Source organism: Sphingobacterium sp. BIGb0165 (genome assembly GCF_024810095.1).
GTDB classification, from domain to species: Bacteria; Bacteroidota; Bacteroidia; order Sphingobacteriales; family Sphingobacteriaceae; genus Sphingobacterium; species Sphingobacterium detergens.
Map to the genome: position 1 here is coordinate 293097 of NZ_JANUEB010000004.1, position 23669 is coordinate 316765.

Below are 23669 nucleotides of genomic sequence, written 5' to 3' on the forward strand. Positions count from 1 at the left end.
ATTTGTTTACATAAAGAAACAATACTTAAATATAGATAATTATGAGTAACCTATTGCTATTTGCATTTGACAAGATTAAAGCTAAGATAAAAGATGATTGCATTGAGGAGAATATTGGTGCTTCCGAGCGCGTGCTGTCTGTGATTGCCGGTGGCTTTATTTTAGGTTTAGGCGTAAAAAAGATATTTAAATCTCCACTTGCTGGGCTTTCAGGATTGACCCTTGGTGGGACGTTAATTTATCGTGGCGTGACAGGACATTGTGATGTCAAAAAATTGCTGGAAGATAAAGATGTTAAAAAAGTTGAGGTAATAGAACATCGTTATTTTGTTAAATAACGATGGGCTTAACTGTTAGTCTACTAACAAATAAACTGATAGTCAGTTTTGGAGGTGCTTACTGAAGTTTAACTCATACCTTATAAGGGTCAAAATTTTACTTGTTAGCAAGCTGTCACCATCATATTAGCGCAATGGCTCCAATATAAAAGGTGGACTCTGCGTGGCCTTACAGCAGACTCGTAGTGATCGCAGTACGAATATAGAGCGAATATACCGGAAATTGGTGGGGGCTAAAACAGAGTGCAAACATAAGCGGCCGAAAATCATCTTTTCGGCCGCTTATGTTTTAAATCCTGCTGTTTAATCAGCTATTTATACATTAAAACGGAAGTGCATAATATCACCATCTTGTACAATGTAAGTTTTTCCTTCTACAGACAATTTTCCGGCTTCCTTTACAGCACTTTCTGAACCTAGACTAACAAAGTCATCATATTTGATTACTTCAGCACGGATGAACCCTTTCTCAAAATCTGTATGAATGACACCAGCTGCCTGAGGGGCTGTAAAACCATTCTCAATTGTCCAGGCACGTACTTCTTGAACGCCTGCTGTAAAGTAGGTCGCTAAATTTAATAAGGAATATGCTGCTCTGATCAATTTATGGACTCCGGATTCCTCTAATCCAAGATCATCTAAAAACATCTTACGCTCTTCATAACTCTCCAATTGAGCGATTTCAGACTCAATTTGTGCAGATATAACCAATACTTCAGCTTTTTCATCTTTCACTGCTTCTTTTACACGATCCACATAAGCGTTACCTGTATTAACAGAGCCTTCGTCCACATTACATACGTAAAGTACAGGTTTTGCTGTTAGTAAAGCTAAGTCTTGGATAAATTCAAAATCCTCTGCTTCAATAGCTGCTGTACGTGCTGATTTGCCTGCCTCCAAATGTTCTTTAACGACAGATAGGATATCGAAGGTCTTTTTAGCATCTTTATCACCACCCGTTTTTGCCATTTTCTCAACTTTTTGGATACGTTTTACCACAGTATCCAAATCCTTAAGTTGCAATTCTGTGTCGATGATTTCTTTATCTCGGATCGGATCTACTGATCCATCAACGTGGATAACATTACCATCATCGAAACATCTCAAAACGTGGATGATCGCATTTGTTGTGCGGATATTTCCTAAAAATTGGTTACCTAATCCTTCACCTTTTGATGCTCCTTTTACCAGTCCGGCGATATCGACGATTTCAATGGTATTTGGAACAATACGTTGTGGATTGACTAACTCAGCTAATTTATTTAGACGGGCATCCGGTACGGTAATTACCCCAACATTTGGTTCAATAGTACAAAATGGAAAGTTTGCTGCCTGTGCTTTCGCATTCGACAGACAGTTAAATAATGTTGATTTACCAACGTTTGGTAAACCTACGATACCGCATTGTAAAGCCATATATAGTGCAAATTTTTGAAATTCCACAAAGATAGAAAATTCACTGTAATTTTTAACTATCTTGTAGAATGCTTCGATGGTACAAAATTGATAATGCCCAATTTCTAAAGGATAAGGGGATAACAGAGCATAATTTTGGCGGAAAGACCATTTGTCTTACTTGGTTTGAGGATCAATTGCATGCCTTCTCTAGGAAATGTCCCCATGCGGGCGCTCCGCTCAAAAATGGTTGGTGTGAACGGGGTAAAGTGATCTGTCCCTTCCATCGCCATGAATTTGATCTTGTAACAGGCAAGGGTAATCCTGCCCAACATGACTTTATCCATATTTACCCTGTTAAAGAGGAAGAAAATGCCTATTATGTGGGTATTGAGAAAGGGTTTTGGCAAAGTTTTCTCGGTTCTAAAAGTAACTAAAGTATCATATCTCTTGATGCAATCGCATATCTAAGCAGTAAATAAGTATATTTGCTTTCGAAAACAAATTAAAAACATGCAGGGGAAAAAGATTGGTATAATTGGTAGCGGAAGCTGGGCGACGGCCATGATCAAGATGCTATGCGAAAATGACCAAGACAAACATATTTTTTGGTGGATTAGAAAAGAGGAGGATGCAGAGTATATTCAACAATTTAAACACAATCCAACCTATTTGAGTGGCGTTTCTGTTGATTTGAGTATTACAACCATCGATACCAATGCCAAAAATGTTGTTGTTAATTCGGATATTGTTATTTTAAATACGCCAGCAGCCTATTTAAAAGATGCATTGAGAGGAGTCACAAAGGAAGATTTTAAAGACAAAATAGTCGTGTCAGCCATCAAAGGGATAATTCCTAAGGATAACCTGATTATCGGCGAGTTTTTGGAACAGCATTACGCAGTCGATATCGAACGGATCTGTGTGGTCGGAGGACCTTGCCATGCGGAAGAAGTCGCCTTAGGTAAGCTGTCTTACCTGACATTTGGATGCAAAAATTTGGATAGTGCAGCCCTGGTTGCTTCGTTTTTATCTTCCAGAGTCATTAAAACGATCTTATCGGAAGATATTTTAGGAATTGAATTTGGAGCTGTATTAAAGAATATTTATGCCCTTGCCGGGGGTATATGCCATGGGTTGGGCTATGGCGATAACTTTCAGGCAGTTTTGGTTTCCAATGCCATCCGCGAGATGCGTCGGTTTGTTGCTAAAGTAGATGGCGATACATCCCGGGATGTCAATACCTCGGCTTATCTGGGAGACCTGTTGGTCACGGCATATTCGCAGTTTAGCCGCAACAGAACATTTGGTAATATGATCGGTAAGGGGTATAGTGTGCAATCGGCTCAGCTTGAAATGAATATGGTGGCCGAAGGTTATTATGCTTCTGCTTGTATTCAGGAATATGCCGAAAAATATGCTGTCGAACTACCTATTTGTGATGCCGTATACCAAATTTTATATCAACATCAGCCTGCATCTAAAATTATTCAAGCCCTGAGCGAAAAATTAACATAAACTAGCGATAGAGTAGATGATTACAAAAGAAGCGATAGCTTTAGCTTATAAAGAAATTCAAGATGAAATATGCCAGGCCTTGGAACGCTTGGACGGTTCGGCCCGCTTTGAGGAGGAACTATGGGAAAGAGAAGGTGGTGGTGGTGGCCGAACACGGATTATTCAGAACGGAAATATATTGGAAAAAGGTGGAGTCAACTTTTCTGCTGTGCATGGCAAACTGCCTGAGACAATAAAAAAAGCGTTTGGTGTCGATGAAGACGATTTTTTCGCCACAGGAGTTTCTATTGTCATTCATCCCAATAATCCATGGGTACCGATCATTCATATGAACATCCGATATTTCGAATTGAATGAACAGATGCGTTGGTTTGGAGGGGGGATTGATCTGACACCACATTATGTGAATGAAGATGATGCTCAGTTTTTCCATAAACAATTGAAAACGGTCTGTGATAAACATAATCCGACTTTTTATGATGAATTTAAAAAATGGGCCGATGACTATTTCTTTATTCGTCATAGACAAGAAACGCGTGGAATAGGAGGGGTTTTCTACGATAAATTAAACACAGCGAAAACAGGTATGGCTATGGAAGATATCTTGGCATTTTCCTGTGACCTAGGTCGTAGCTTTGCACCGACCTATACTGCGCTGGTTGAAAAAAATAGAAATAAAGTATATAACGAAACGCAGAAAAATTGGCAATTGATTCGTCGGGGACGCTACGTTGAGTTTAATTTGGTCTGGGATTCTGGTACTAAATTTGGACTGGAAACAAATGGCCGCATAGAGTCCATACTGATGAGTCTACCATCTCAAGCCAATTGGGTATACGATCATCACCCTGAAGAAGGCTCCGAAGAAGCCAAGACCTTATCCTTGTTGCGAAAAGGTATTAACTGGATTTCATAAAATCGATAAAGAACTAGATGGTTTCATACCAAAAATTTACCTTAGAAAACGGCCTACGTGTGTTGGTACACGAGGATCATAACACGGCAATGGCCTGTGTAAATATATTGTACGATGTAGGCGCAAGGGACGAATCGCCGGAGCAGACTGGTTTTGCCCATTTATTTGAGCATTTGATGTTTGGTGGTAGCGTTAATATCCCTAGTTTTGATACAGAATTACAAAAAGTAGGTGGTGAGAATAATGCTTTTACGAGCAATGATATCACCAATTACTATATTACTTTACCCTCTTCGAATCTGGAAACAGCACTTTGGTTAGAATCGGATCGTATGTTAAGCTTAGCGTTCTCTCCACAGAGTCTTGAAGTACAGCGGAATGTTGTGAGTGAAGAATTTAAACAGCGTTATCTCAATCAACCTTATGGGGATGCTTGGCTTAAATTGCGTCCTTTAGCGTATAAGGTGCATCCATATCGTTGGGCCACCATTGGCAAAGAACTAAAACATATCGAAGATGCGACGATGGAGGATGTTAAGGCTTTTTTCAAATTACATTACAATCCACAGAGTGCAATTATGGTTGTCTCTGGTGATGTGCATTATGAAGAGGTTAAATCCTTGGTTCAGAAATGGTTCGGTGATATTGATCCTGGTCAAAAATATAACCGTCAGCTACCGCAAGAACCGATACAAAAGGAACTAAGAAGGGAAACGACCTTTGCTCCAGTACCATTAGATGCACTTTATATGGCTTTTCACGGACCAGCACGACTGGAAGATGGTTACTTTGCCATGGACCTACTCTCGGATATCCTTTCCAGAGGATCTTCATCAAGACTATACCGTAGACTAGTAAAAGAAGAGCAGCTCTTTAGTGAGTTAAATGCCTATGTGATGGGCAGTATCGATAATAACCTGTTTGTTATCGAAGGTAAGCCATCCGAAGGAATATCGTTGGAAGAAGCCGAACGTGCAGTATGGGGAGAACTCGATCTGTTGAAAAAAGAATTGGTATCTAATACCGAACTGGAAAAAGTTAAAAATAAAATCGAGTCGACAAATGTATTTGCTGAATTATCAATCTTGGATAAAGCAATGAATTTGGCCTTTCATGAGTTGCTTGGTGATGCCGATGGTATCAATACCGAAGTTTCGAAATATTTGGCTGTAACCGCCCAAGAAGTACAAGCTCAAGCACAAGCTATTTTTAATCCCGAAAACGCATCAGTATTAATGTATAAAGCACAAGAGGAGGAGATACGACATGTTGGATAGAACAAAAGCACCTGAATTCCGTGAAATCGGTCATATAAGTTTGAAGGAACCTGTCAAAAAACAGTTCGCAAACGGATTGCCAGTGTATGTATTTCATTCTCCAGAACAGGAACTTGTCCGTATTGAATGGATTTTTGAAAATAAATACCTCGATGGACAAAATGAAAATCCGCTCCTGAATAGTGCATTAAGTGCATTGCTAAAAGAAGGTACAATGAGCATGTCTAGTGCCGAGATTGCAGACAAAGTAGATTTTTATGGCGCATTTCTTGTTCCTGAATACTCTTTTGATGTAACCTCCTTGTGCTTGTATACGTTGAACAGACATAGCCAGGTTCTGCTACCGCTTGTCAAAGATATACTGACAGAAGCATCTATTCCACAGGAGGAACTTGATACCTATCTCCGTAACAACAAACAAAAATTTCAGGTATCCATTCAAAAAAATGATTATCTGGCACGACGCAAGTTTTACAATTTGGTTTTTGGTGAAAGCAACCGTTATGGTCGTACACCAAAACTAGTTGATTATGATTTGATTAGCCGTGATCAATTGATTGCATTATATCAGAAAGAAATTGTGCCGAGTAATTGCACATTGATTGTGTCTGGAAATGTTTCTGATAATTTGATGAAAGAGTTGGAGCAGATTTTTGGATTCGAATGGCGAGAAGATGCAGCAGTCACTACCGCAAATAATCCTGTATTTATTCAAGATGCCGGTGGTATAGCTTACGAAGAAAAAGAAAATGCACTACAATCAGCTATTCGTCTGGGCAATCAAACCATTTCGAGAACCCATCCCGATTACCCTGCGCTACAATTTGTAAATACATTATTCGGTGGATTTTTCGGTTCGCGATTGATGCGAAATATCCGTGAAGAAAAAGGATATACCTACAGTATTGGTTCGGCGGTTGCGACCTTAAAACATACCGGCTTCCTAACAATTGCTACGGAAGTTGGTGTAGATGTAACAAATGCAACGTTAACAGAGATCGAGAAAGAAATCAACCTGTTGAAGACCACATTAGCCCTAGACGAAGAAGTCGAGTTGGTGAAAACCTATATGGAGGGATCGATGTTGGGTTCGTTGGAGAGTATCTTTTCTCACGCGGATAAATTCAAAAATGTCTTGTTGAACGATATGAGCTTAACGTATTATTCTTATTACATGGAGCAGGTCAAAAACATGACACCCGAGAAAGTTCGTGATATCGCAAATAAATATCTCGATTTTAACCAAATGATTAAGGTTGTCGTAGGTAAATTCAATCAGTTGGAACCGATTCATCAAGCGGTTGTAAATTAAATTTCACAGACTACAAAAATCAAATTCAACTTTGTATTTTTGGTTTTTGTAAAAAAAGCATACTATCCAGCATGGAATTAAAATTAAAGAGACCATTGGTATTTTTCGATTTAGAGACGACGGGAGTTAATGTCGCGACAGATCGTATTGTAGAAGTATCATTTTTGAAAGTGGTGCCCAGTGGTGAAGAAACTGTATATACGAAGAAAATTAATCCAGAAAGACCGATTCCTGCGGAATCAACCTTCTTTCATGGTATTCGGGATGAAGATATCAAAGATGCACCAACATTTAAAGCTATTGCGGTCGAATTGGCGGCATTTATTGGCGATGCGGATTTGGCAGGATACAATTCAAATAAGTTTGATGTGCCTATGCTTATGGAAGAATTTTTACGTGCAGGCATAGATTTTTCGTTGGAAGGGCGTGCTTTTGTTGATGTGCAAAACATCTTCCATCAAATGGAACAGCGTACTTTAAAGGCAGCGTATAAGTTTTATTGTGATGAAAATCTTGAAAATGCACATACTGCCGAAGCAGATGTTCGTGCTACATATGAAGTCTTAAAAGCACAGTTGACGAAATACGAAGGATCAGCATTTGAAGATCGTCATGGCGTTGTATCTTATCCTGTTGTCAATGATGTTGCTGCGTTGCACGAATTTACAAATTTAAGTAAACCCGTGGATTTCGCCGGTCGCATTGTATATAACGAAGATGGATTAGAGACCATTAATTTTGGTAAGCACAAAGGAAAACCGATTGTAGAAGTCTTTGAACAGGAGCCTAGCTACTATGCTTGGATGCAGAACGGTGATTTTCCTTTATATACCAAAAAAGTACTGGAAAATATCTGGATCAGATATAAGAAAGAAAAAAGCGAGCAAAAAGCGAAAGCGGCTCCGACGCATTCAGTAGAAGATAAAAAAACTGCTAAAAAGGAATTCAATCAGCAAAAAGAGGAGAAAGCTCAAAATATCTCTTTGGATATGTTGAAAGGATTGCAAGATAAATTTAAAAAATAACTTTATTAATAGCTTAGAAAAAGGATTATGGAATTCAAACAAGAAGTGGAGCATGTACAATGTCTGATTATTGGTTCAGGACCGGCGGGATATACAGCAGCAATTTATGCTGCCCGTGCGGATATGAAACCAGTGGTATATACAGGTATTGTACCGGGGGGGCAGTTGACACAAACAACAGAAGTGGACAATTTTCCGGGATATCCAAAAGGGATTACCGGTCCAGTTATGATGGAAGACTTACGGGAACAAGCTGAACGCTTTGGAACATCCGTACGCTTTGGTTATGTGACAAAAGTAGACTTCACAGGTGATGTACACCGCGTAGAAATTGATGGAACAGTTCAGGTTACTGCAGACACCGTGATTATTGCTACAGGAGCAACAGCGAAGTGGTTGGGCTTAGAATCTGAACAAAAATATAATGGTTTTGGTGTGTCAGCTTGTGCTGTCTGTGACGGTTTCTTCTTTAAAAATCAAGAAGTTGCTATCGTAGGTGCTGGTGATACCGCTGCAGAAGAGGCGACTTATCTCGCAAAATTGTGTTCGAAAGTACACATGTTGGTGCGTCGTGATGAGTTCCGCGCATCTAAGGCAATGGTACACCGCGTAATGAACACACCGAATATCGAAGTACATTACAACTCCGAAGCTAAAGAGGTTTTAGGCGATGGTCAAGTGGTGACAGGAATCCGTGTAATCAATAATAAAGATCAATCTGAGAAAGATCTGGAAGTAACAGGTTTCTTCGTGGCAATCGGTCATAAACCCAATACGGAGTTGTTTACTGGCGTATTGGAAATGGATGAAACAGGCTATCTGATTACCAAGCCAGATAGTACTGCAACCAATATCCCAGGAGTCTTTGCCTGTGGAGATGTACAGGATAATATATTCCGCCAGGCGATCACTGCAGCTGGTACAGGTTGTATGGCTGCGCTTGAAGCAGAAAGATATCTTGCTGCGAAAGAAAGCGGAGAATAAGATCCTCCAAATAGTGGATACCTTTGGGGTATCAGCTCTAGCGAGGATGAAATCTCAAAAAAAATGTAAACATAAGCCCGATTCGATATCGGGCTTATGTTGTTTTAGGCCACCATCTTCTACAATAATCCTGCTGATAGATTTATCTTACGACAATAAATAACTTTTTTAGGAAAGAACTGCCACTAATAACCTGCTAATTGATTCTTCTCACACAATAAAGAGCCCTTTATAAGAAGATCATAAATAGTTTTCAAAAAGACTACTAAATAAGTCGTCTTTTTGAAAACTATTTATATATTTGTATTGTCGTTAACAATTGGCGTTGGCAACGAATATAAAATCTAGACTACAAATTTTGAACAAGTATGAAAAACGACTATCTAAAACCGCTAAAAAGCAACCTAAAACCTATCCCAACTTTTAATCTTTTCTTCTTCATTTGTCGAATGCGAATGTGTAGTTAAGCACAACCATCTTTCTTGTTTATAAATCATTAAACAAGCAATTCGAGTTTTAAAAAACAAGAGTACCAAATGGCGTTGGCACTTGTTTGCATATTCATATTAAATAGAACTGACAATGAAAAATTTCAGCGTACTTCCGTATGCTATTTTAGTCGTGCTTTTTCTCTATACATTCGTATTTGCGGAGGCACAGCAACCTCAACCGATTATCAACGCGTCCCTAATAGGTACAGTTATTGACGCAACGACCAAAGAACCCATCGAGGGGGTGACCATACAGTTGGAGGCTGTTACACATAGCGTAAAAACAGATCAGAAAGGGAAATTCCAATTCGTAACCGGGCAAAAACTGCCTTTTACATTAATCTTAACTTTTGTTGGCTACCAGAAGAAAAGAATAATCGTCAACACATCACCGGCAATTATCGAGTTGGTTCCTTCATCCGAAGATCTGGAGGAAGTCGTCGTCGTGGGATACGGTACTCAAAAGCGCCGTGATCTGACGGGAGCTGTGGCATCTTTGCCAGAAAATCTGCTCAGACAGCCTGTTTCTTCACTAGATCAGACCTTGAAAGGAGGTATTTCCGGTGTCCAGGTTACACAAACTTCGGGACAACCCGGCGGAGGGGTGAGCATCCGTATTCGGGGAGGGGCTTCCATACAAGGCGGAAATGAACCTCTGTATGTCATCGATGGATTTCCAGTCTACAACCAGACAGAAAGCACTGGTGTGGGAAGCGGCACCCCTGTCAATCCGCTGGCCAGCATAAATCCAGCAGATATAGAAAGCATTGAGGTACTAAAGGATGCTGCTGCAACAGCAATATATGGATCTCGTGGGGCAAATGGCGTTATCTTGGTCACAACTAAAAAAGGTAAGGCTGGCCATGTACAATTGAACTATGACGGTAGTATAGGCGTACAGCGGGTTCTCAAAAACATTGATGTCTTGAATGCCCATGATTTTGCTATCCTTCGTAACGAAGCCTTATATGATGCTAATCCCAGCTTAGGTCCATATCAATATCGTAAACAGGCAGAGATAGACCAATTGGGCGAAGGAACAAATTGGCAAAAAGAAGCTTTTCGGACAGGTAACATACAAAATCATCAACTTGCACTGTCCGGTGGTGCTGAAAAAGTACAGTATTTTCTCGGTGCCAATTATTTTGATCAACAAGGTGTTATTGCAAATACAGACTTCAAACGTTTGGGGTTCCGTTCCAATATCAATGCAAATCCTTTCGATCGTTTGCAGGTAGGTGCCAATGTATCTATCAATAAAACCAATGCACAGATTGCACCAACGGGTATTGTCAATGCCTTGCTCATTATGCCGCCCACAGCAACAATCTACGAGCCAAATGGTGCGTATACGCTACGCAATCCATTTGAAAATATTTTTGCAAACCCCATTGCGACATTGAAAGAAACCACAAATACATCAAATGGTTTACGTATTCTGGGTACTTCCTTTGCGCAGTATCGTATATTAGAGGGGCTACAAGCTAAAGTGCTCTTTGGGGTTGATCTCAACAACCGCGATGATAAATTCTATCTACCATCCTACATCTATGAAGGGAGCGGATCCAAAGGAGAGGCAAGTCTAGGAAATTTAGATGGAACATCCTGGTTGAATGAAAACACCTTAACCTATACAGGCGCTATCGGACAGCATAATTTTAATGCTTTGCTTGGTTTTACACAGCAGGAAAATAAAAATGAAGTATTTAGGGCTGGAGCACAGAATTTTGTTACAGACGATTTGCTTTTCAATAGCCTACAGAGCGGTTCCACCATTACACGCCCTTCTTCGGATACCTACAATTGGGTGCTACATTCGTACCTGGCGCGGGTTAATTATAATTATGCCAATAAATACTATGCATCAGCGAGCATACGTCGCGACGGAAGTTCCAGATTTGGTGCCGACAATAAATGGGGTAATTTTCCCTCCTTGGCATTCTCCTGGCGTGTAGCGAATGAGTCTTTTTTTAAGCAAGCTTTTCCCGGTGTCAGTGATTTTAAGATACGCACCAGTTTCGGTACCACCGGCAATCAGGAGATCGGTCAATACCAGTCACTTTCAACCCTGTATAGTTTAAATTACCTCTTTGGAAATAACCTGGCAACAGGCTTTGCCTCGCAACGTATACCCAATAAAAACCTGGGCTGGGAGACAACCTTTCAATATGACGCTGGTTTCGACCTTACTGTCCTGAACAATAGACTACAGTTTACGATTGATTATTATTACAAAAAGACAAAGGATCTATTACTGAATGTGGAGATCCCCTGGACTTCGGGTTATGCCACTTCATTGCAAAACTTTGGTTCAGTTTCCAATAAAGGCGTGGAGTTTGGTTTGAAATCAAAAAATTTACAAGGCAATCTGAGCTGGAACACCGACCTGAATGTTTCGTTTAACCGCAATAAAGTACTAACTATCGGTGAAGGTGCGACATCCTATATCTCAGGAAACTATATTATTAAAGTCGGCGAACCCTTGGGTACTTTTTATGGTACCGTTACCGACGGTATTCTACAGTTGGGTGAGGAAAGTAGTAAAGGTGCATTGACGGGAAATGCAAATCCCAAGGCCGGGGATCGCTTATTTAAGGATATTAATGGGGACGGTCAATTTACAACAGCCAATGATCGCACGCTAATCGGTAATGCCCAGCCTGATTTTATATTCGGTATCAGCAATACTTTTTCCTACAAAGGGTTTGATCTCTCTTTCTTGATTCAGGGAACAGTTGGTAACGATCTACTGAATATCAACCGTCAAAATCTTGAGATGTTTACAGGGCAACAGAATGCATCCATCGATGCGCTTGACCGCTGGACTGCGGGTAATCCAAGTCAACTGTACCCTAGAGCGAAACTAGATCCGGCCCCCATATTTTCGGATCAATTTGTTGAAAGTGGTTCTTTCGCACGATTGAAGTCCCTACAACTTGGCTATAGCTTTCCAAAAGAATGGTTAAAAAATGCGCACATTACAAATCTGAATCTGTACCTGACAGCGCAAAATCTATTGACCTGGACGAGCTATAGGGGTTTTGATCCAGAGGTAACTTCGGGTAGCAATGTTCAGATTGGGACGGATGCCGGTATTTACCCAGCTGCCAAATCTGTTTCCTTAGGTGTTTCCTTAACCTTTTAATTTTTACAGATACCAATGAAAAAAATACATTTCCATCTTACTGTAGTATTGATTTTGCTGACAGGGATATCCTGCTCAAAATTGACTGAAAACCCCGAAAGCGCATTGGTTTCAGAACAGTTTTACCTCAATCAGGGGCAAGCAGTTGCCGCTGTAACAGGTACTTATCGAAAATTGTATGAGACAGGGCAGTCTCTTTACAATAGCCTTTTCCAGATTGGTGTGGAGATGGCAACAGATGACTATGAAGCTGGACCCAGAGCACGGAATGCCCATGTACGTGCCCTAAGCAATCTGACCCATGACGCCTCAAATGATCGAATGGAGCAACTCTGGAAACAGAGCTACGATGCAATTAATGCATCAAACCTAAACATTGTCAATATCGAAGGGATGACACAAAATCAGATTGAAGCAACAGTACAGCAGCGTCTGATCAATGAAGCAAAATTTCTCCGTGCATTGCACTACTTCAACCTGGTACGCTGGTTTGGTCCAGTTCCGCTTGTGGTACGCCCTATAGAAACCTTATCCACGCAAGAGTTGTATGTGACAAAGGCCTCTGAAGATGATGTGTATGCACAGATCATCAATGATCTGAAAGCGGCCTCCAGTCTGCCAAATTATAAGAATTATAGCGATGCAGATAAGGGGCGTGCTACATCCGGAGCGGCTAGAAGTCTTTTGGCTAAGGTATATCTAACCCGAGCGGATTGGACAAATGCCAAACTGCTTGCTAAGGAGGTGATTGATAAAGAGAGTTATGCGCTTTTTCCGAACTTCGCTGATGTCTTCGATATAGAGAAAAAAAATGGTGTTGAACATATTTTCTCAGCGCAGTTTAAAGGGAACAGCGGCTATCAGGGCAATTCATTGGCCAGTCGTTCGGCACCAGCCGATATACCAGGTATCAATGGGGATTATGCCGACGCCCTACACGCCGAAGGCGGGCTTTACAAAAGCTTCGTAGCAACCGATAAACGTCTCCCCATCACATTTACAACTGGCATGACATCACCTGCCGACGGGAAATACTATGCATTGGCTAAGCCACAATTCAATAAGTATTACGATGAGACCGTGGTCGGTAACCAGTCACAGTCTGCGAAGAATACACCCATCATCCGTTATGCTGAGGTCTTACTCATTTTTGCTGAAGCGGAAAATGAGTTAAATGGTCCTACGAAGGAAGCAAGAGATGCAATCAACGCGGTACGCACACGGGCAGGGGTGGAGAACGTGCTGGATAAGGAGAATAAAGATAGTTTTCGGGAGCTTGTATTTGAAGAACGCCGCAAGGAATTGGTGTATGAGTACCAGCGCTGGTTTGACCTCGTACGTCGGGGAGCAAACTATTACGTCACAAAACTCAAAGCAGCGGGGAAAACAAACGCAGCAGCAAGACACCTTCACTTTCCAACTCCGCAGCGAGAGCTGAATTTAAACCCAAAACTGGTCCAACATCCAGATTGGTTGGCGAAATAATAAAGATATAAGTTCAACAAAACGAGATAAATTATGAAAACAGTATTTATTCTTTTATTGACCGGTTTAAGTAGCTTGCTGAATAGAAGTACAGCGCAGGATAAGCGGCCAAATATTGTCTTGATTCTGGTCGACGATTTGGGTTTTTCAGATATAGAGCCTTATGGTGGGACAGATTTCCATACACCGAATTTGACGGAATTGGCGCAACAAGGCACGCGTTTTCAGGAGTTTTATAACAATTCGATCTGTGCCCCAACACGCGCAACATTGTTGACTGGGCAATATGCCCATCGCGCCGGTATGGGCTATTTTAACGTTAATCTCGGCTTGCCGGCCTATCAGGGATTTCTAAATCAAGAATCGCGGACATTGGCCGAAATACTTCGAGGAGCAGGTTATTCGACTATTATTTCCGGGAAATGGCATGTCGGCGACGATAATGATCAATGGCCTGCACAACGTGGGTTTGAACGCTCCTTTAATTTTGTAGGCGGGGCCTCCAATTTTTATGAAATCAATGATCCCGAAAACCCTACCGTACCATTGTATAGAAACAATAAAGCCTTCTATTTACCTAAAAATCGGTATCTAACAGATGAAATCACTGATCAGGCAATCGGTTTTCTACGCGAGCAGGCGCAGGATAAAAAACCATTTTTTCTATATCTCGCCTTTAATGCGCCACATTGGCCTTTGCAGGCTCCGGAAGAGGAAACCCAAAAATATAATGGCGTATACCAACAAGGTTGGGATAGCCTGCGTGTGAAACGCTACGAAAATGCACTTCAAAAAGGTGTTTTTCCCAAAGGTCAGACTATCGCTGCAAAGGATTCAAGTGTGCAGGAATGGAACAAGCTTACCTATGATGAACAACAATATTGGCAACGTCGGCAACAAGTGTTTGCCGCAATGATCGATCGTGTGGATCAGAGCATCGGAAAGGTTCGGCAGACATTAAAAGAACTAAAAAAAGATAAGAACACCATTATCATCTTTTTATCCGATAACGGCGCCCAAGGTGGTGAGCGTAATCGCATTTATACATCCCGAAATACCGAAACCGTTGGTTTGCCAGGCTCCTATGATATGCAAAATAGCAGCTGGTCCCAAACAGGAAATTCACCCTTGCGGAGCTATAAGGACAATCCTTACGAAGGGGGCATCGGTTCACCCTTTATTGTCTGGTATCCCAAAGAAGTTAAAGCCAATGTTGTGAAGCGGGGAACAGGACACCTGATTGATATTGCGCCTACATTGTATGATTTTGCACAAGCGAAATATCCATCGAAAGAAGGGGACTTGACCACCAACCCACTACCAGGTATAAGTCTACGGCAGCTATTGCATACAGACAAAAACCAGGTTGACCGCCAAGCGCCCTTGTTTTGGGAACGGGCCGGAAACAAAGCTGTTCGATATGGTAAATGGAAACTTGTCTCTTTATTTAAGGAGGGAAATAAGCCGCAGCTGTATAATATCGACGAAGACCGCGGAGAAAATAGAGATCTCGCCGATCAATACCCTGAGATCGTCAAAGATCTCGAAGCTCGTTATACAGTCTGGGCAAAGGAAAATGGCGTGGTAGATTATAGACGGCTAAAGCCAACCGGTCAATTCCGCTAAGCACAGGAAGTAACTGGCTAATGGCTAGATAATTTAAATAGCTTCATCACAATTGAAACCGCCGAAGGCTGCATGAACCGAGCTCATGAATACCATTGAAAATAAATACTTATAAATAATACCTTAAAGGGAAAATTGATTATTGAATAAACAAACCGAGTGAACCGAACGATTGAGCTCGCGAATACCTTAAAGTACTAATTTAATGAGTAAACGAGCTCATTTATACCGATGAGACCAACACTTATACCGCCAAAGGCAGCGTGAATGTCTTAATCTAAAAATAATTGATGAACAAATAATTTATACAGATGAAAAAGATAACATTATATATAGCCCTTATTTTTGGATGGGCAGGTACTGTTCTGGCACAAAGTAAAAAACCAAATATTATCTTGATTCTCGCGGATGACCTTGGGTATTCAGATTTGGGTGCCTACGGCTCAGAGATTGAAACCCCCAATCTCGACCGTTTGGCCAATGAAGGGATACGGCTGAAACAGTTTTACAATAACTCCATCTGCGCACCTACACGTGCATCGCTGATTACGGGGCAGTATCAGCACAAAGCAGGGGTGGGGTATTTCTCAAATGATCTAGGTCTACCGGCTTATCAGGGTTATATCAATGCGGAGTCGCTGACCATCGCTGAAGTCCTTCGCTCCAATGGTTACATCACAGCGACATCAGGCAAATGGCATGTATCTGGTAAAGGCAAGAGTCTACCTTGGGATCGGGGTTTTGACTTAGTTTTCCCAAGAGAGGAAAAGAATGCTGATTCGGGTGCTCCAACTTTCAATAAAACAACAGATTCCGCGGGTTATCCCTTGGAAAGTTCCTTTTCCACAGAGCTGATCAATCGGGCAGCCGAAGGCTTTTTGGATCAGATCAAAGGTCAAGATAAACCCTTCTTTCTGTATTTGGCACATACTGCGCCACACTGGCCTTTAGTTGCCCTGCCACAGGATATTGCCAAGTACAAGGGACGCTATGATAAAGGGTGGGAAAGTATCCGTCGTGAGCGTTTTGAGCGTCAGAAGCAATTGGGTATTGTTGAAAATGGAACTGCACTCTCTGTTGCTGATGAAGATATTTACGATTGGGAGCGTTTATCTTTTGATCAAAGACAGCTATGGGCCCAGAAAATGGAGGTGTTCGCCGCGATGGTCGACCGTCTGGATCAGACTGTAGGCAAACTATTGCAAAAACTGAAAGACAACGGACAATTGGACAATACCTTAATCGTGTTTCTGTCTGATAATGGAGCACCAGCAGAGGATCTTGTTCGTTGGTTTCATGGTGCTCGATTAAATAATGGTCCGGTTGGCACGGTGGGCTCATTCGAATCACAAAGTAAAAACTGGTCCTATGCATCAAACACACCATTCAAGGCCTTTAAAGATTATACCTATGAAGGTGGTATCAACGCGCCGTTTATAGCTTGGTTTCCAGGCAAGATCGCACAGGGTATTAAAAAGGGTACTGGGCATATCATAGATTTGGCGCCGACCTTCTATGAATTGGCTGGAGCTGTGTATCCAAAAGAATATCAAGGACATCAGGCGAATAAGCTTCCCGGGAAAAGCCTGGTTCCCGTATTGTTACAGCAACAGGATACGGTCAAACGGGAAGAAGGTCTGTTTTGGGAACGGGCAGGTAATCGTGCCGCGCGGATCGGAAAGTGGAAATTGGTATCAACCTGGCCTTCCTATAAATGGGAATTATACGATTTGGACCAAGACCCCACAGAACGAAAAGATATAGCGAGCCAACATCACGGAGTTGTATCACGTTTATCAACAGCTTATTTTCGTTGGGCAAGGGATAATGGGGTGGTGGATTTCGCTGAATTGGAGCGTAAGGAACCTGTCAGTATGAAGGAATTTAGAGCGAGTAAAACCCAAGAAATCGCTGCACCAGCGTTTCGCTTTTAGGAGGGGGAAACATTTATAAAACTGAGCTTCAGGTATACGGGAGAACATGCAAATTGATCCGAAGAAGTGTAGACCAAACAAAAGAGCAGCAAATCCAAAGGATTTGCTGCTCTGCTATAACAATTGAACATTCGATATTCAATTCCAATTGGGTTCAGTTTTAGAAAGCTGACTTTTGGAATAGTTACATTCACTATTTGTTTTCTTCGACTTCAAATACTGTGTCAATCTTCCAGGTACTCTTATCTTTGGAAGCTGCAACAGCCAGGCGGTCGCAGCGTTCGTTCAAAGGATGACCAGCATGCCCTTTGACCCATACCAGCTTGACCTTGTGTAATTTATAGACGTTCATTAAACGTATCCATAAGTCCTTATTCTTTTTTCCGGCAAATCCTTTTTGGATCCAGCCATAGACCCATTTTTTATCAATCGCATCAATGACATATTTGGAATCGGAATATACAGTAACCGCTTGGTTTAAATTTTTTAATGCTTCCAGCCCCACAATAACAGCCATTAGCTCCATGCGGTTGTTTGTCGTTTTTCGATACCCTCCTGAAAATTCCTTTTCGATGAGTTTCCCTTTAAATGCTTCGTTGTCGCCTGTATAAATGGTCCTCAAAATGGTTCCATAACCACCCGGTCCCGGATTTCCGCTTGATGCCCCGTCTGTATATAATTCGATCATACCCTTCAAACTTAGATAAATTTGCGTTGAAATACAATTATAATTGTGCCCATAGCCTCTAAAGCTTGGTACTCTGTCAGTAATATTGAGGAGTTATACGGTTTAGCAAAGGCTTCCTCGCTGTAATTTATCGCTTACACAATAGGATTCTGACGATTTATATGTATTTTGCCGGCTTAAACTCGTTATGTAATTGATAATTTAGCTTTATGAAGTTTCAAAAGGTTTCTCTTTTTGTTCTTTTGGCGTCGACCTGTCTAAACGTCACCGCCCAGAACAATGTACCAGCACAAAAAATGGAATGGTTTGAGGATGCCAAACTCGGGATTTTTATTCATTGGGGTATTTACTCCGTTGATGGAATCTCAGAATCGTGGTCATTCTTCAATAATTATATTAACCACGATAATTATATCAAGCAGCTTGATGGATTTACAGCTAAAAATTATAGGCCAAAGGAATGGGCTAAATTGATCAAACAGGCTGGGGCAAAGTATACGGTTATCACAACCAAACATCACGATGGGATTTCTTTGTGGAATACCAAAGCGGATAAGGCTATTACAACAGTGAAAGATGCCGCTGCAAAACAGGATGTTATTACACCATTTGTGCAAGCTATACAGCAAGAGGGCCTGCATACAGGGTTATATTATTCATTGCCAGATTGGAGCCATCCCTATTATGATGTGTTTACTCGCGCAAGAAAGCGTTATGAACTGGCAAAAGAACCCAACCGTTGGAACCATTATGTAGACTATTATCAGAAACAACTCAGTGAGTTATCACAGCAATATAAACCCGAACTGATCTGGTTTGATGGGGACTGGGAGCATAGTGCCGAGGAGTGGAAAGCAAAGGAAACTCTGGCGCTGTTGCGTAAACATAATCCGAATATCATTATTAATTCGCGATTGAACCATCACGGTGATTACGAAACACCAGAACAGGGTATTCCTGTAACTCGTCCAGAAACTAAGTTTTGGGAACTATGCTACACCATGAACGACTCCTGGGGCTATCAACCATTTGACAAGAAATACAAATCACCCAACATGATTATCCGCACCTTGGTTGATTGTATTTCGATGGGCGGAAATCTGTTGTTAGATATCGGTCCAAAAGCAGATGGAAGCATTCCTGAAGAGCAAATGAATATTTTGAAGCAGCTGGGAAGATGGACAAATAAACACGCAACGGCTATCTATGGTACAAGAGCAGGTATTCCATTCGAGAATTATCAAGGAAAGTCCGCTTTGTCAAAAGATGGGAAAACCCTTTATCTCTATGTATATGAGCAAAAACCACAATTACAACTAAAGGGTTTGCTGAATACAGCTCTTCCAGAGCTTTCTGTTGTGGGGAATGCCGCCTCAAAGGTGACAGCAACGACTGCCGATGCCGCGATCCAATTGGACCTAACGAAAGTTAACTTTGACCAAGATGTTACTGTTTTAGCATTGAAATTCAAGGATAAGGTTCAATGGCAAGCTCCTCAGGAAAAAGAGGTAAGCCTGGAAAATGTTTTAAATAACAAGCATACTGGTACTGCGTTAAATCAAATTGCGTCAACGCTGCATGTTGGAAAGAATATCTTTGATCATTCCGGTTTGACATTAGACGGTATGGAGACTAAGTTGCCTACAGGGAACTTGACAAATCCAGCCGTGTTGGATTGGGTTAAAAAGCATGCTGAAGCACTTTATGAAACCGGAAAAGGCTTGCCAGAGGGTCATTATGAAGGCTTAAGTGCACTTGCCAAGGACCGTCAGACCCTTTATCTTTTTGTGGAAGGAACTCCGACAGGACCTATTGCACTTAAAGGAATAAAGAATGGTATCGCACGTATTCGAGTCGTAGGTGAAGGTTCTATGATCAACCATGAGATTTTCAATAAACTCTATTGGAGCAGTATTCCAGGGATAGTTTATATCCAGGCACCAAAAGAGCGTTTGGATAAAAATATGACTGTTATTGCGGTATTGTTGGATTCGCCTTTAGCATTGCACCGTGAAAAGGTGGGCGCAATTGAAAATAATCTGTAACTCACTTTTATTAAATTATTTCGAGCCCAAGATAATCCTATCTTGGGCTTTTTAGTTCTAGATGAATGGTAATATTTGATGTTTATCTTATGGAGAGAAGCATTTTTTATATTAACTTAGGCAGATGAGTTTATCGCATATTTTTCTGCTGTCTTTGTCAACGGTTATGCTCTTAGTTTCCTGTAGTGCCGGAGATGGAAATAAAATGGAACGACAACGAGCGGATTCGCTGTGCACTGAAGTAATCAATGGAAAATTAAACCTGGAGCAATTGGCGGAATCCGATGAATTTATGTATTTCGATGAAAAATATTTTCATGAGCCTGCCGATTTGAAGACAACTCCTGCTTTTGATAAGGTACAGATTCAGCTTGTGACTTATCGGATTTACAAACATGTCAAACTTGTGGATAACAGATATCAATTTGCTGTAAAACAAGCCAAGGATCTACATATACCCAACAAAGCATTTGTCTATTACCAACGGTCTTTTGATGAGATGAACCGAAAGGCGGCAGCTAGTAAAGATTCGATTCGTCTGGAGCTCCCAGATGATTATGCCACTAGGTTGATAAGGGAATAAGACAGGTTGTTCATTTTCAAAAGAAAGTATGTCTGAATCTACCAGAATCGGGAGATTTTCTTATTTTTAAAGGACTAAAAAGCCAAATGGAAAAGAAAAATATCGTTGTATTAACGGGAGCAGGTATTTCTGCCGAAAGTGGTATACCAACTTTTAGGGATGCGAATGGACTATGGGAAGGGCATGACGTGATGGCTGTAGCCTCCATCGAAGGTTGGAACAAAAATCCAGTACTGGTGCAGGAATTCTACAACCTTAGACGGAAAGCAGCATTGGCCGCACAGCCAAATGCAGCACATCTCGCCTTACGTCAATTAGAGTCAGCTTACCAGGTTACGATCATTACACAAAATGTAGATTTATTGCATGAACGGGCTGGTTCCACAAAGATTATCCATTTACATGGCCGTTTGGATCAATCCAAGTCATCCCTCGATGATCGGTTGGTTTATCCAATTGAGGGGGACGAGATAAAAATGGGCGAACTCTGCGAAAAAGGTAGTCAACTGCGACCAAATATTGTCTGGTTTGGTGAGGCTGTCCCAGAGATTGAACGGGCGATGTTGCACGTTGCTGAGGCAGACATCCTGATTATTATCGGAACTTCGTTACAGGTTTATCCTGCCGCAGGACTTCGGGAATTTGCACCGAGCCATTGCCGATCATTTTTAATAGACAAACAGATCCCGAATAGTACAGCGTTGGGCCGTTTACAATGTTTTGAACAGGCAGCGACGGTGGCAGTACCAAATTTGGTAACACAGCTACTTCAGGAAGCCTCGGATAAAAGCTAATATAATAATGAATTATGAACCTGTCTTGGGTGTGAGTTAAATGGAATAAAATTTTAAAAAATGAAAAGAATAATAGGATTGTTCTGTGGTTCTGTTTTGGCGATTTCCTGCCACAACAACTCGGAGGTAAAAGTAAACACAAGTACAAACAATGCGCCGATACAACTCGATAGCGCACAAGCAAAACATCTCCTTACATTGCCCTTGCACTGTATTGACGTTGAATATCCCAACAAATTGGGACAGGTGCTTGGAAGTGATCAGGATTTGAAGGGACCACGGACGCTGCACCCCATTTTTTACGGCTGTTTTGACTGGCATTCATCTGTCCACGGCTATTGGTCAATTGTGCGGATTTTAAAGCAATTTCCGGATTTGGATAAATCTGGAGCTATACGGAAGCAGCTTAATCACAATATTACAGCCGAAAATGCAGCAATAGAACTAGCTTTCTTCCAGGATAAAAATAATAAGAACTTTGAGCGGACCTACGGTTGGGCTTGGCTCTTACAGTTGCAAAAAGAATTATTGACCTGGAAAGATCCAGATGCAGAACGTTGGGCAAAAATTCTGGATCCAATGGCAAAGCATATTATGAAAGCTTATCAGGAATATTTACCGAAATTGGTCTATCCAATCCGGACAGGCTATCACGACAATTCAGCTTTTGGTCTTTCATTGGCATTAGACTATGCAAGGGGGACAAACAATGCCGTCTTCGAAAAATCGTTGACGACAAACGCTGTGAGACTATATGATCATGATAAAAACTGTAATATCTCTTTTGAACCCAGTGGAAGCGATTTCCTTTCACCCTGTCTTGAGGAGGCGCTCTGCATGAGTGTAGTTTTAGGAGAGGACCAATATCGAAAATGGTTGAAAGATTTTCTTCCCGAAATTTTTAATCCGGATTTTAACTTGGAACCTGGTATCGTAAAAGATCGTACGGATGGACATCTGGTTCATTTGGATGGCTTGAATTTTAGCCGGGCTACCTGTCTGAATGGCATCGCTAAGGCACTCCCTGAATTGAAGCATTTGCACGGTTTGGCCAATAAACATTTAAAATATTCATTACCCAATATCACTTCCAAAGATGATTATATGGGATCGCATTGGCTGGGTACTTTTGCCCTATATGCCCTTTCTAAAAATTAAAATACAGTCCTTATATTTCTATTGATATAAGGACTGTATTTTACATGTTTTTCTCACCCCATTCATCCATGAGGACCAAAATTTTTTCCAGTGAGCGACCAAGCTCGGTCAGTTCATATTCTACTTTGGGCGGTACCTGTTGATAGACAATTCGATTAATCAGCCCATCCTGCTCCAGTTCTTTCAATTTAGCGATGAGCATGCGCTCCGAAATGCCAACCAATCTTTTTCGCAATTCACCGTAACGTAGTCTTTCCTCATGGAGGAGATAAGACAGCATATTTATTTTCCATCTTCCACCAATAGTAGATAAGGTAAATGCAATACCACAATGATCTTTCCAATAAGTTTCATTGATCGCATTGGTGGAATTCTCTTTTCTGTTGTTCATACTTACTTTTTTGTTGGTATCATACAATTTGGTACGTACTGTTAATCATGCAAATTAATAAAGAAATTTGTAGTTCATCTAATAAAATATAAAAATGGAAATTATAAAATCTATTGTTCATTGGTTGAGTTATGCCTATTACCTATACGTATTTGGATACGCTTCATTGTTTAAAGTCTTTCAGAAACAGTCCATGATGCAGAGCATGGATTCATTAGGTTTTAATAAAACATGGACTTTGGGCATTGGAATAGGAGAGTTGTTCGGTGTTATACTTCTTCTGATCGGTTTATACAAACCAGAGTTTAAGAATATCGGTATCTTGCTTCTGTTTCCGTTTGCCGTGGGGGCGTTGACAGCACATATGGCTCATCAGGAATACCATCATTTCTATAATTCGCTTATCATGTGTGTGCTGAGTATTGTCTTATTGGCAACGGACAAACATTTTAAAATCACCGTCTAGCTTTTTTGTGTAGCACAAATCAAAATCAATTGAAATATATTCATGATTTGTGCTACTTTTTAATTGTTTTGATTAATACTATCTGAGTGTTTTATTTG

At 41.0% G+C, this 23669-nt stretch carries 20 protein-coding genes; 17 read left to right on the forward strand and 3 right to left on the reverse strand.

What is annotated here, in order from left to right; genetic code table 11:
• The first annotated feature begins 41 nt into the window (after nucleotides 1–41).
• Nucleotides 42–338 (forward strand): DUF2892 domain-containing protein, encoded by a 297-nt coding sequence (locus M2408_RS10635; RefSeq protein WP_120257372.1) that lies wholly within the window; start codon nucleotides 42–44, stop codon nucleotides 336–338.
• A 315-nt stretch (nucleotides 339–653) separates the two neighbouring features.
• Here the strand turns inward: M2408_RS10635 and ychF are convergent, their stop codons facing one another.
• The gene (ychF, locus tag M2408_RS10640) at nucleotides 654–1754 is read right to left on the reverse strand and encodes a redox-regulated ATPase YchF (protein WP_259181578.1); all 1101 of its coding nucleotides are present in this window, start codon (nucleotides 1752–1754) and stop codon (nucleotides 654–656) included.
• A gap of 68 nt (nucleotides 1755–1822) precedes the next feature.
• Here ychF and M2408_RS10645 point away from each other — a divergent pair, with 68 nt between their 5' ends.
• The 11 genes from M2408_RS10645 to M2408_RS10695 all read left to right on the forward strand — a co-directional run bounded on the left by M2408_RS10645 (nucleotide 1823) and on the right by M2408_RS10695 (nucleotide 17446).
• A complete protein-coding gene (locus M2408_RS10645) occupies nucleotides 1823–2170 on the forward strand; it encodes a Rieske (2Fe-2S) protein (RefSeq protein WP_259181579.1) in 348 nt (115 codons plus the stop codon).
• A gap of 76 nt (nucleotides 2171–2246) precedes the next feature.
• Complete coding sequence (locus M2408_RS10650; RefSeq protein ID WP_120257375.1) at nucleotides 2247–3251, forward strand: NAD(P)H-dependent glycerol-3-phosphate dehydrogenase; 1005 nt, start codon at nucleotides 2247–2249, stop codon at nucleotides 3249–3251.
• Nucleotides 3252–3267: 16 nt separating this feature from the next.
• Complete coding sequence (hemF, locus tag M2408_RS10655) at nucleotides 3268–4167, forward strand: oxygen-dependent coproporphyrinogen oxidase (RefSeq protein ID WP_259181583.1); 900 nt, start codon at nucleotides 3268–3270, stop codon at nucleotides 4165–4167.
• Between the two features lie 17 nt (nucleotides 4168–4184).
• Nucleotides 4185–5444 (forward strand): pitrilysin family protein, encoded by a 1260-nt coding sequence (locus tag M2408_RS10660; protein ID WP_259181585.1) that lies wholly within the window; start codon nucleotides 4185–4187, stop codon nucleotides 5442–5444.
• A complete protein-coding gene (locus tag M2408_RS10665; protein ID WP_259181587.1) occupies nucleotides 5434–6756 on the forward strand; it encodes a pitrilysin family protein in 1323 nt (440 codons plus the stop codon). Before M2408_RS10660 ends, M2408_RS10665 begins: the two co-directional genes overlap by 11 nt.
• Before the next feature lie 71 nt (nucleotides 6757–6827).
• Complete coding sequence (locus M2408_RS10670) at nucleotides 6828–7781, forward strand: 3'-5' exonuclease (RefSeq protein ID WP_259181588.1); 954 nt, start codon at nucleotides 6828–6830, stop codon at nucleotides 7779–7781.
• A gap of 27 nt (nucleotides 7782–7808) precedes the next feature.
• A complete protein-coding gene (trxB, locus tag M2408_RS10675; protein ID WP_120257380.1) occupies nucleotides 7809–8765 on the forward strand; it encodes a thioredoxin-disulfide reductase in 957 nt (318 codons plus the stop codon).
• A 582-nt stretch (nucleotides 8766–9347) separates the two neighbouring features.
• A complete protein-coding gene (locus M2408_RS10680; RefSeq protein WP_259181592.1) occupies nucleotides 9348–12401 on the forward strand; it encodes a TonB-dependent receptor in 3054 nt (1017 codons plus the stop codon).
• 15 nt (nucleotides 12402–12416) lie between these two features.
• Complete coding sequence (locus tag M2408_RS10685) at nucleotides 12417–13886, forward strand: RagB/SusD family nutrient uptake outer membrane protein (protein ID WP_259181594.1); 1470 nt, start codon at nucleotides 12417–12419, stop codon at nucleotides 13884–13886.
• 33 nt (nucleotides 13887–13919) lie between these two features.
• Nucleotides 13920–15512, forward strand: a complete 1593-nt coding sequence (locus M2408_RS10690) for an arylsulfatase (RefSeq protein ID WP_259181596.1) — start codon at nucleotides 13920–13922, stop codon at nucleotides 15510–15512.
• Nucleotides 15513–15823: 311 nt separating this feature from the next.
• Complete coding sequence (locus M2408_RS10695) at nucleotides 15824–17446, forward strand: arylsulfatase (RefSeq protein ID WP_259181597.1); 1623 nt, start codon at nucleotides 15824–15826, stop codon at nucleotides 17444–17446.
• A gap of 193 nt (nucleotides 17447–17639) precedes the next feature.
• Here M2408_RS10695 and rnhA read toward each other — a convergent pair whose 3' ends face one another.
• Complete coding sequence (gene rnhA / locus M2408_RS10700) at nucleotides 17640–18134, reverse strand: ribonuclease HI (RefSeq protein WP_259181598.1); 495 nt, start codon at nucleotides 18132–18134, stop codon at nucleotides 17640–17642.
• 209 nt (nucleotides 18135–18343) lie between these two features.
• Here rnhA and M2408_RS10705 point away from each other — a divergent pair, with 209 nt between their 5' ends.
• The 4 genes from M2408_RS10705 (at nucleotide 18344) to M2408_RS10720 (ending at nucleotide 22714) form a co-directional block, all read left to right on the forward strand.
• Nucleotides 18344–20179, forward strand: coding sequence for an alpha-L-fucosidase (locus M2408_RS10705; RefSeq protein WP_259181599.1), 1836 nt, complete (start codon nucleotides 18344–18346; stop codon nucleotides 20177–20179).
• Nucleotides 20180–20303: 124 nt separating this feature from the next.
• The gene (locus M2408_RS10710; RefSeq protein ID WP_259181600.1) at nucleotides 20304–20762 is read left to right on the forward strand and encodes a hypothetical protein; all 459 of its coding nucleotides are present in this window, start codon (nucleotides 20304–20306) and stop codon (nucleotides 20760–20762) included.
• 86 nt (nucleotides 20763–20848) lie between these two features.
• Nucleotides 20849–21556, forward strand: coding sequence for a Sir2 family NAD-dependent protein deacetylase (locus M2408_RS10715; RefSeq protein ID WP_259181601.1), 708 nt, complete (start codon nucleotides 20849–20851; stop codon nucleotides 21554–21556).
• 60 nt (nucleotides 21557–21616) lie between these two features.
• The gene (locus M2408_RS10720; protein WP_259181603.1) at nucleotides 21617–22714 is read left to right on the forward strand and encodes a DUF2891 domain-containing protein; all 1098 of its coding nucleotides are present in this window, start codon (nucleotides 21617–21619) and stop codon (nucleotides 22712–22714) included.
• 40 nt (nucleotides 22715–22754) lie between these two features.
• Here M2408_RS10720 and M2408_RS10725 read toward each other — a convergent pair whose 3' ends face one another.
• Nucleotides 22755–23105: a helix-turn-helix domain-containing protein gene (locus M2408_RS10725; RefSeq protein WP_259181604.1), complete on the reverse strand. Its 351-nt coding sequence runs from the start codon at nucleotides 23103–23105 to the stop codon at nucleotides 22755–22757.
• 94 nt (nucleotides 23106–23199) lie between these two features.
• Here M2408_RS10725 and M2408_RS10730 point away from each other — a divergent pair, with 94 nt between their 5' ends.
• Entirely contained in the window at nucleotides 23200–23571 is a 372-nt protein-coding gene (locus tag M2408_RS10730; RefSeq protein ID WP_259181606.1) for a DoxX family protein, read from the forward strand.
• The last annotated feature ends 98 nt before the right edge of the window (nucleotides 23572–23669 follow it).

Coding starts and splice junctions, on each gene's coding strand:
- M2408_RS10635 (WP_120257372.1), top strand. CDS start 42: ATGAGTAACCTATTGCTATTTGCATTTGACAAGATTAAAGCTAAGATA.
- ychF (WP_259181578.1), bottom strand. CDS start 1,754: ATGGCTTTACAATGCGGTATCGTAGGTTTACCAAACGTTGGTAAATCA.
- M2408_RS10645 (WP_259181579.1), top strand. CDS start 1,823: ATGCTTCGATGGTACAAAATTGATAATGCCCAATTTCTAAAGGATAAG.
- M2408_RS10650 (WP_120257375.1), top strand. CDS start 2,247: ATGCAGGGGAAAAAGATTGGTATAATTGGTAGCGGAAGCTGGGCGACG.
- hemF (WP_259181583.1), top strand. CDS start 3,268: ATGATTACAAAAGAAGCGATAGCTTTAGCTTATAAAGAAATTCAAGAT.
- M2408_RS10660 (WP_259181585.1), top strand. CDS start 4,185: ATGGTTTCATACCAAAAATTTACCTTAGAAAACGGCCTACGTGTGTTG.
- M2408_RS10665 (WP_259181587.1), top strand. CDS start 5,434: ATGTTGGATAGAACAAAAGCACCTGAATTCCGTGAAATCGGTCATATA.
- M2408_RS10670 (WP_259181588.1), top strand. CDS start 6,828: ATGGAATTAAAATTAAAGAGACCATTGGTATTTTTCGATTTAGAGACG.
- trxB (WP_120257380.1), top strand. CDS start 7,809: ATGGAATTCAAACAAGAAGTGGAGCATGTACAATGTCTGATTATTGGT.
- M2408_RS10680 (WP_259181592.1), top strand. CDS start 9,348: ATGAAAAATTTCAGCGTACTTCCGTATGCTATTTTAGTCGTGCTTTTT.
- M2408_RS10685 (WP_259181594.1), top strand. CDS start 12,417: ATGAAAAAAATACATTTCCATCTTACTGTAGTATTGATTTTGCTGACA.
- M2408_RS10690 (WP_259181596.1), top strand. CDS start 13,920: ATGAAAACAGTATTTATTCTTTTATTGACCGGTTTAAGTAGCTTGCTG.
- M2408_RS10695 (WP_259181597.1), top strand. CDS start 15,824: ATGAAAAAGATAACATTATATATAGCCCTTATTTTTGGATGGGCAGGT.
- rnhA (WP_259181598.1), bottom strand. CDS start 18,134: ATGATCGAATTATATACAGACGGGGCATCAAGCGGAAATCCGGGACCG.
- M2408_RS10705 (WP_259181599.1), top strand. CDS start 18,344: ATGAAGTTTCAAAAGGTTTCTCTTTTTGTTCTTTTGGCGTCGACCTGT.
- M2408_RS10710 (WP_259181600.1), top strand. CDS start 20,304: ATGAGTTTATCGCATATTTTTCTGCTGTCTTTGTCAACGGTTATGCTC.
- M2408_RS10715 (WP_259181601.1), top strand. CDS start 20,849: ATGGAAAAGAAAAATATCGTTGTATTAACGGGAGCAGGTATTTCTGCC.
- M2408_RS10720 (WP_259181603.1), top strand. CDS start 21,617: ATGAAAAGAATAATAGGATTGTTCTGTGGTTCTGTTTTGGCGATTTCC.
- M2408_RS10725 (WP_259181604.1), bottom strand. CDS start 23,105: ATGAACAACAGAAAAGAGAATTCCACCAATGCGATCAATGAAACTTAT.
- M2408_RS10730 (WP_259181606.1), top strand. CDS start 23,200: ATGGAAATTATAAAATCTATTGTTCATTGGTTGAGTTATGCCTATTAC.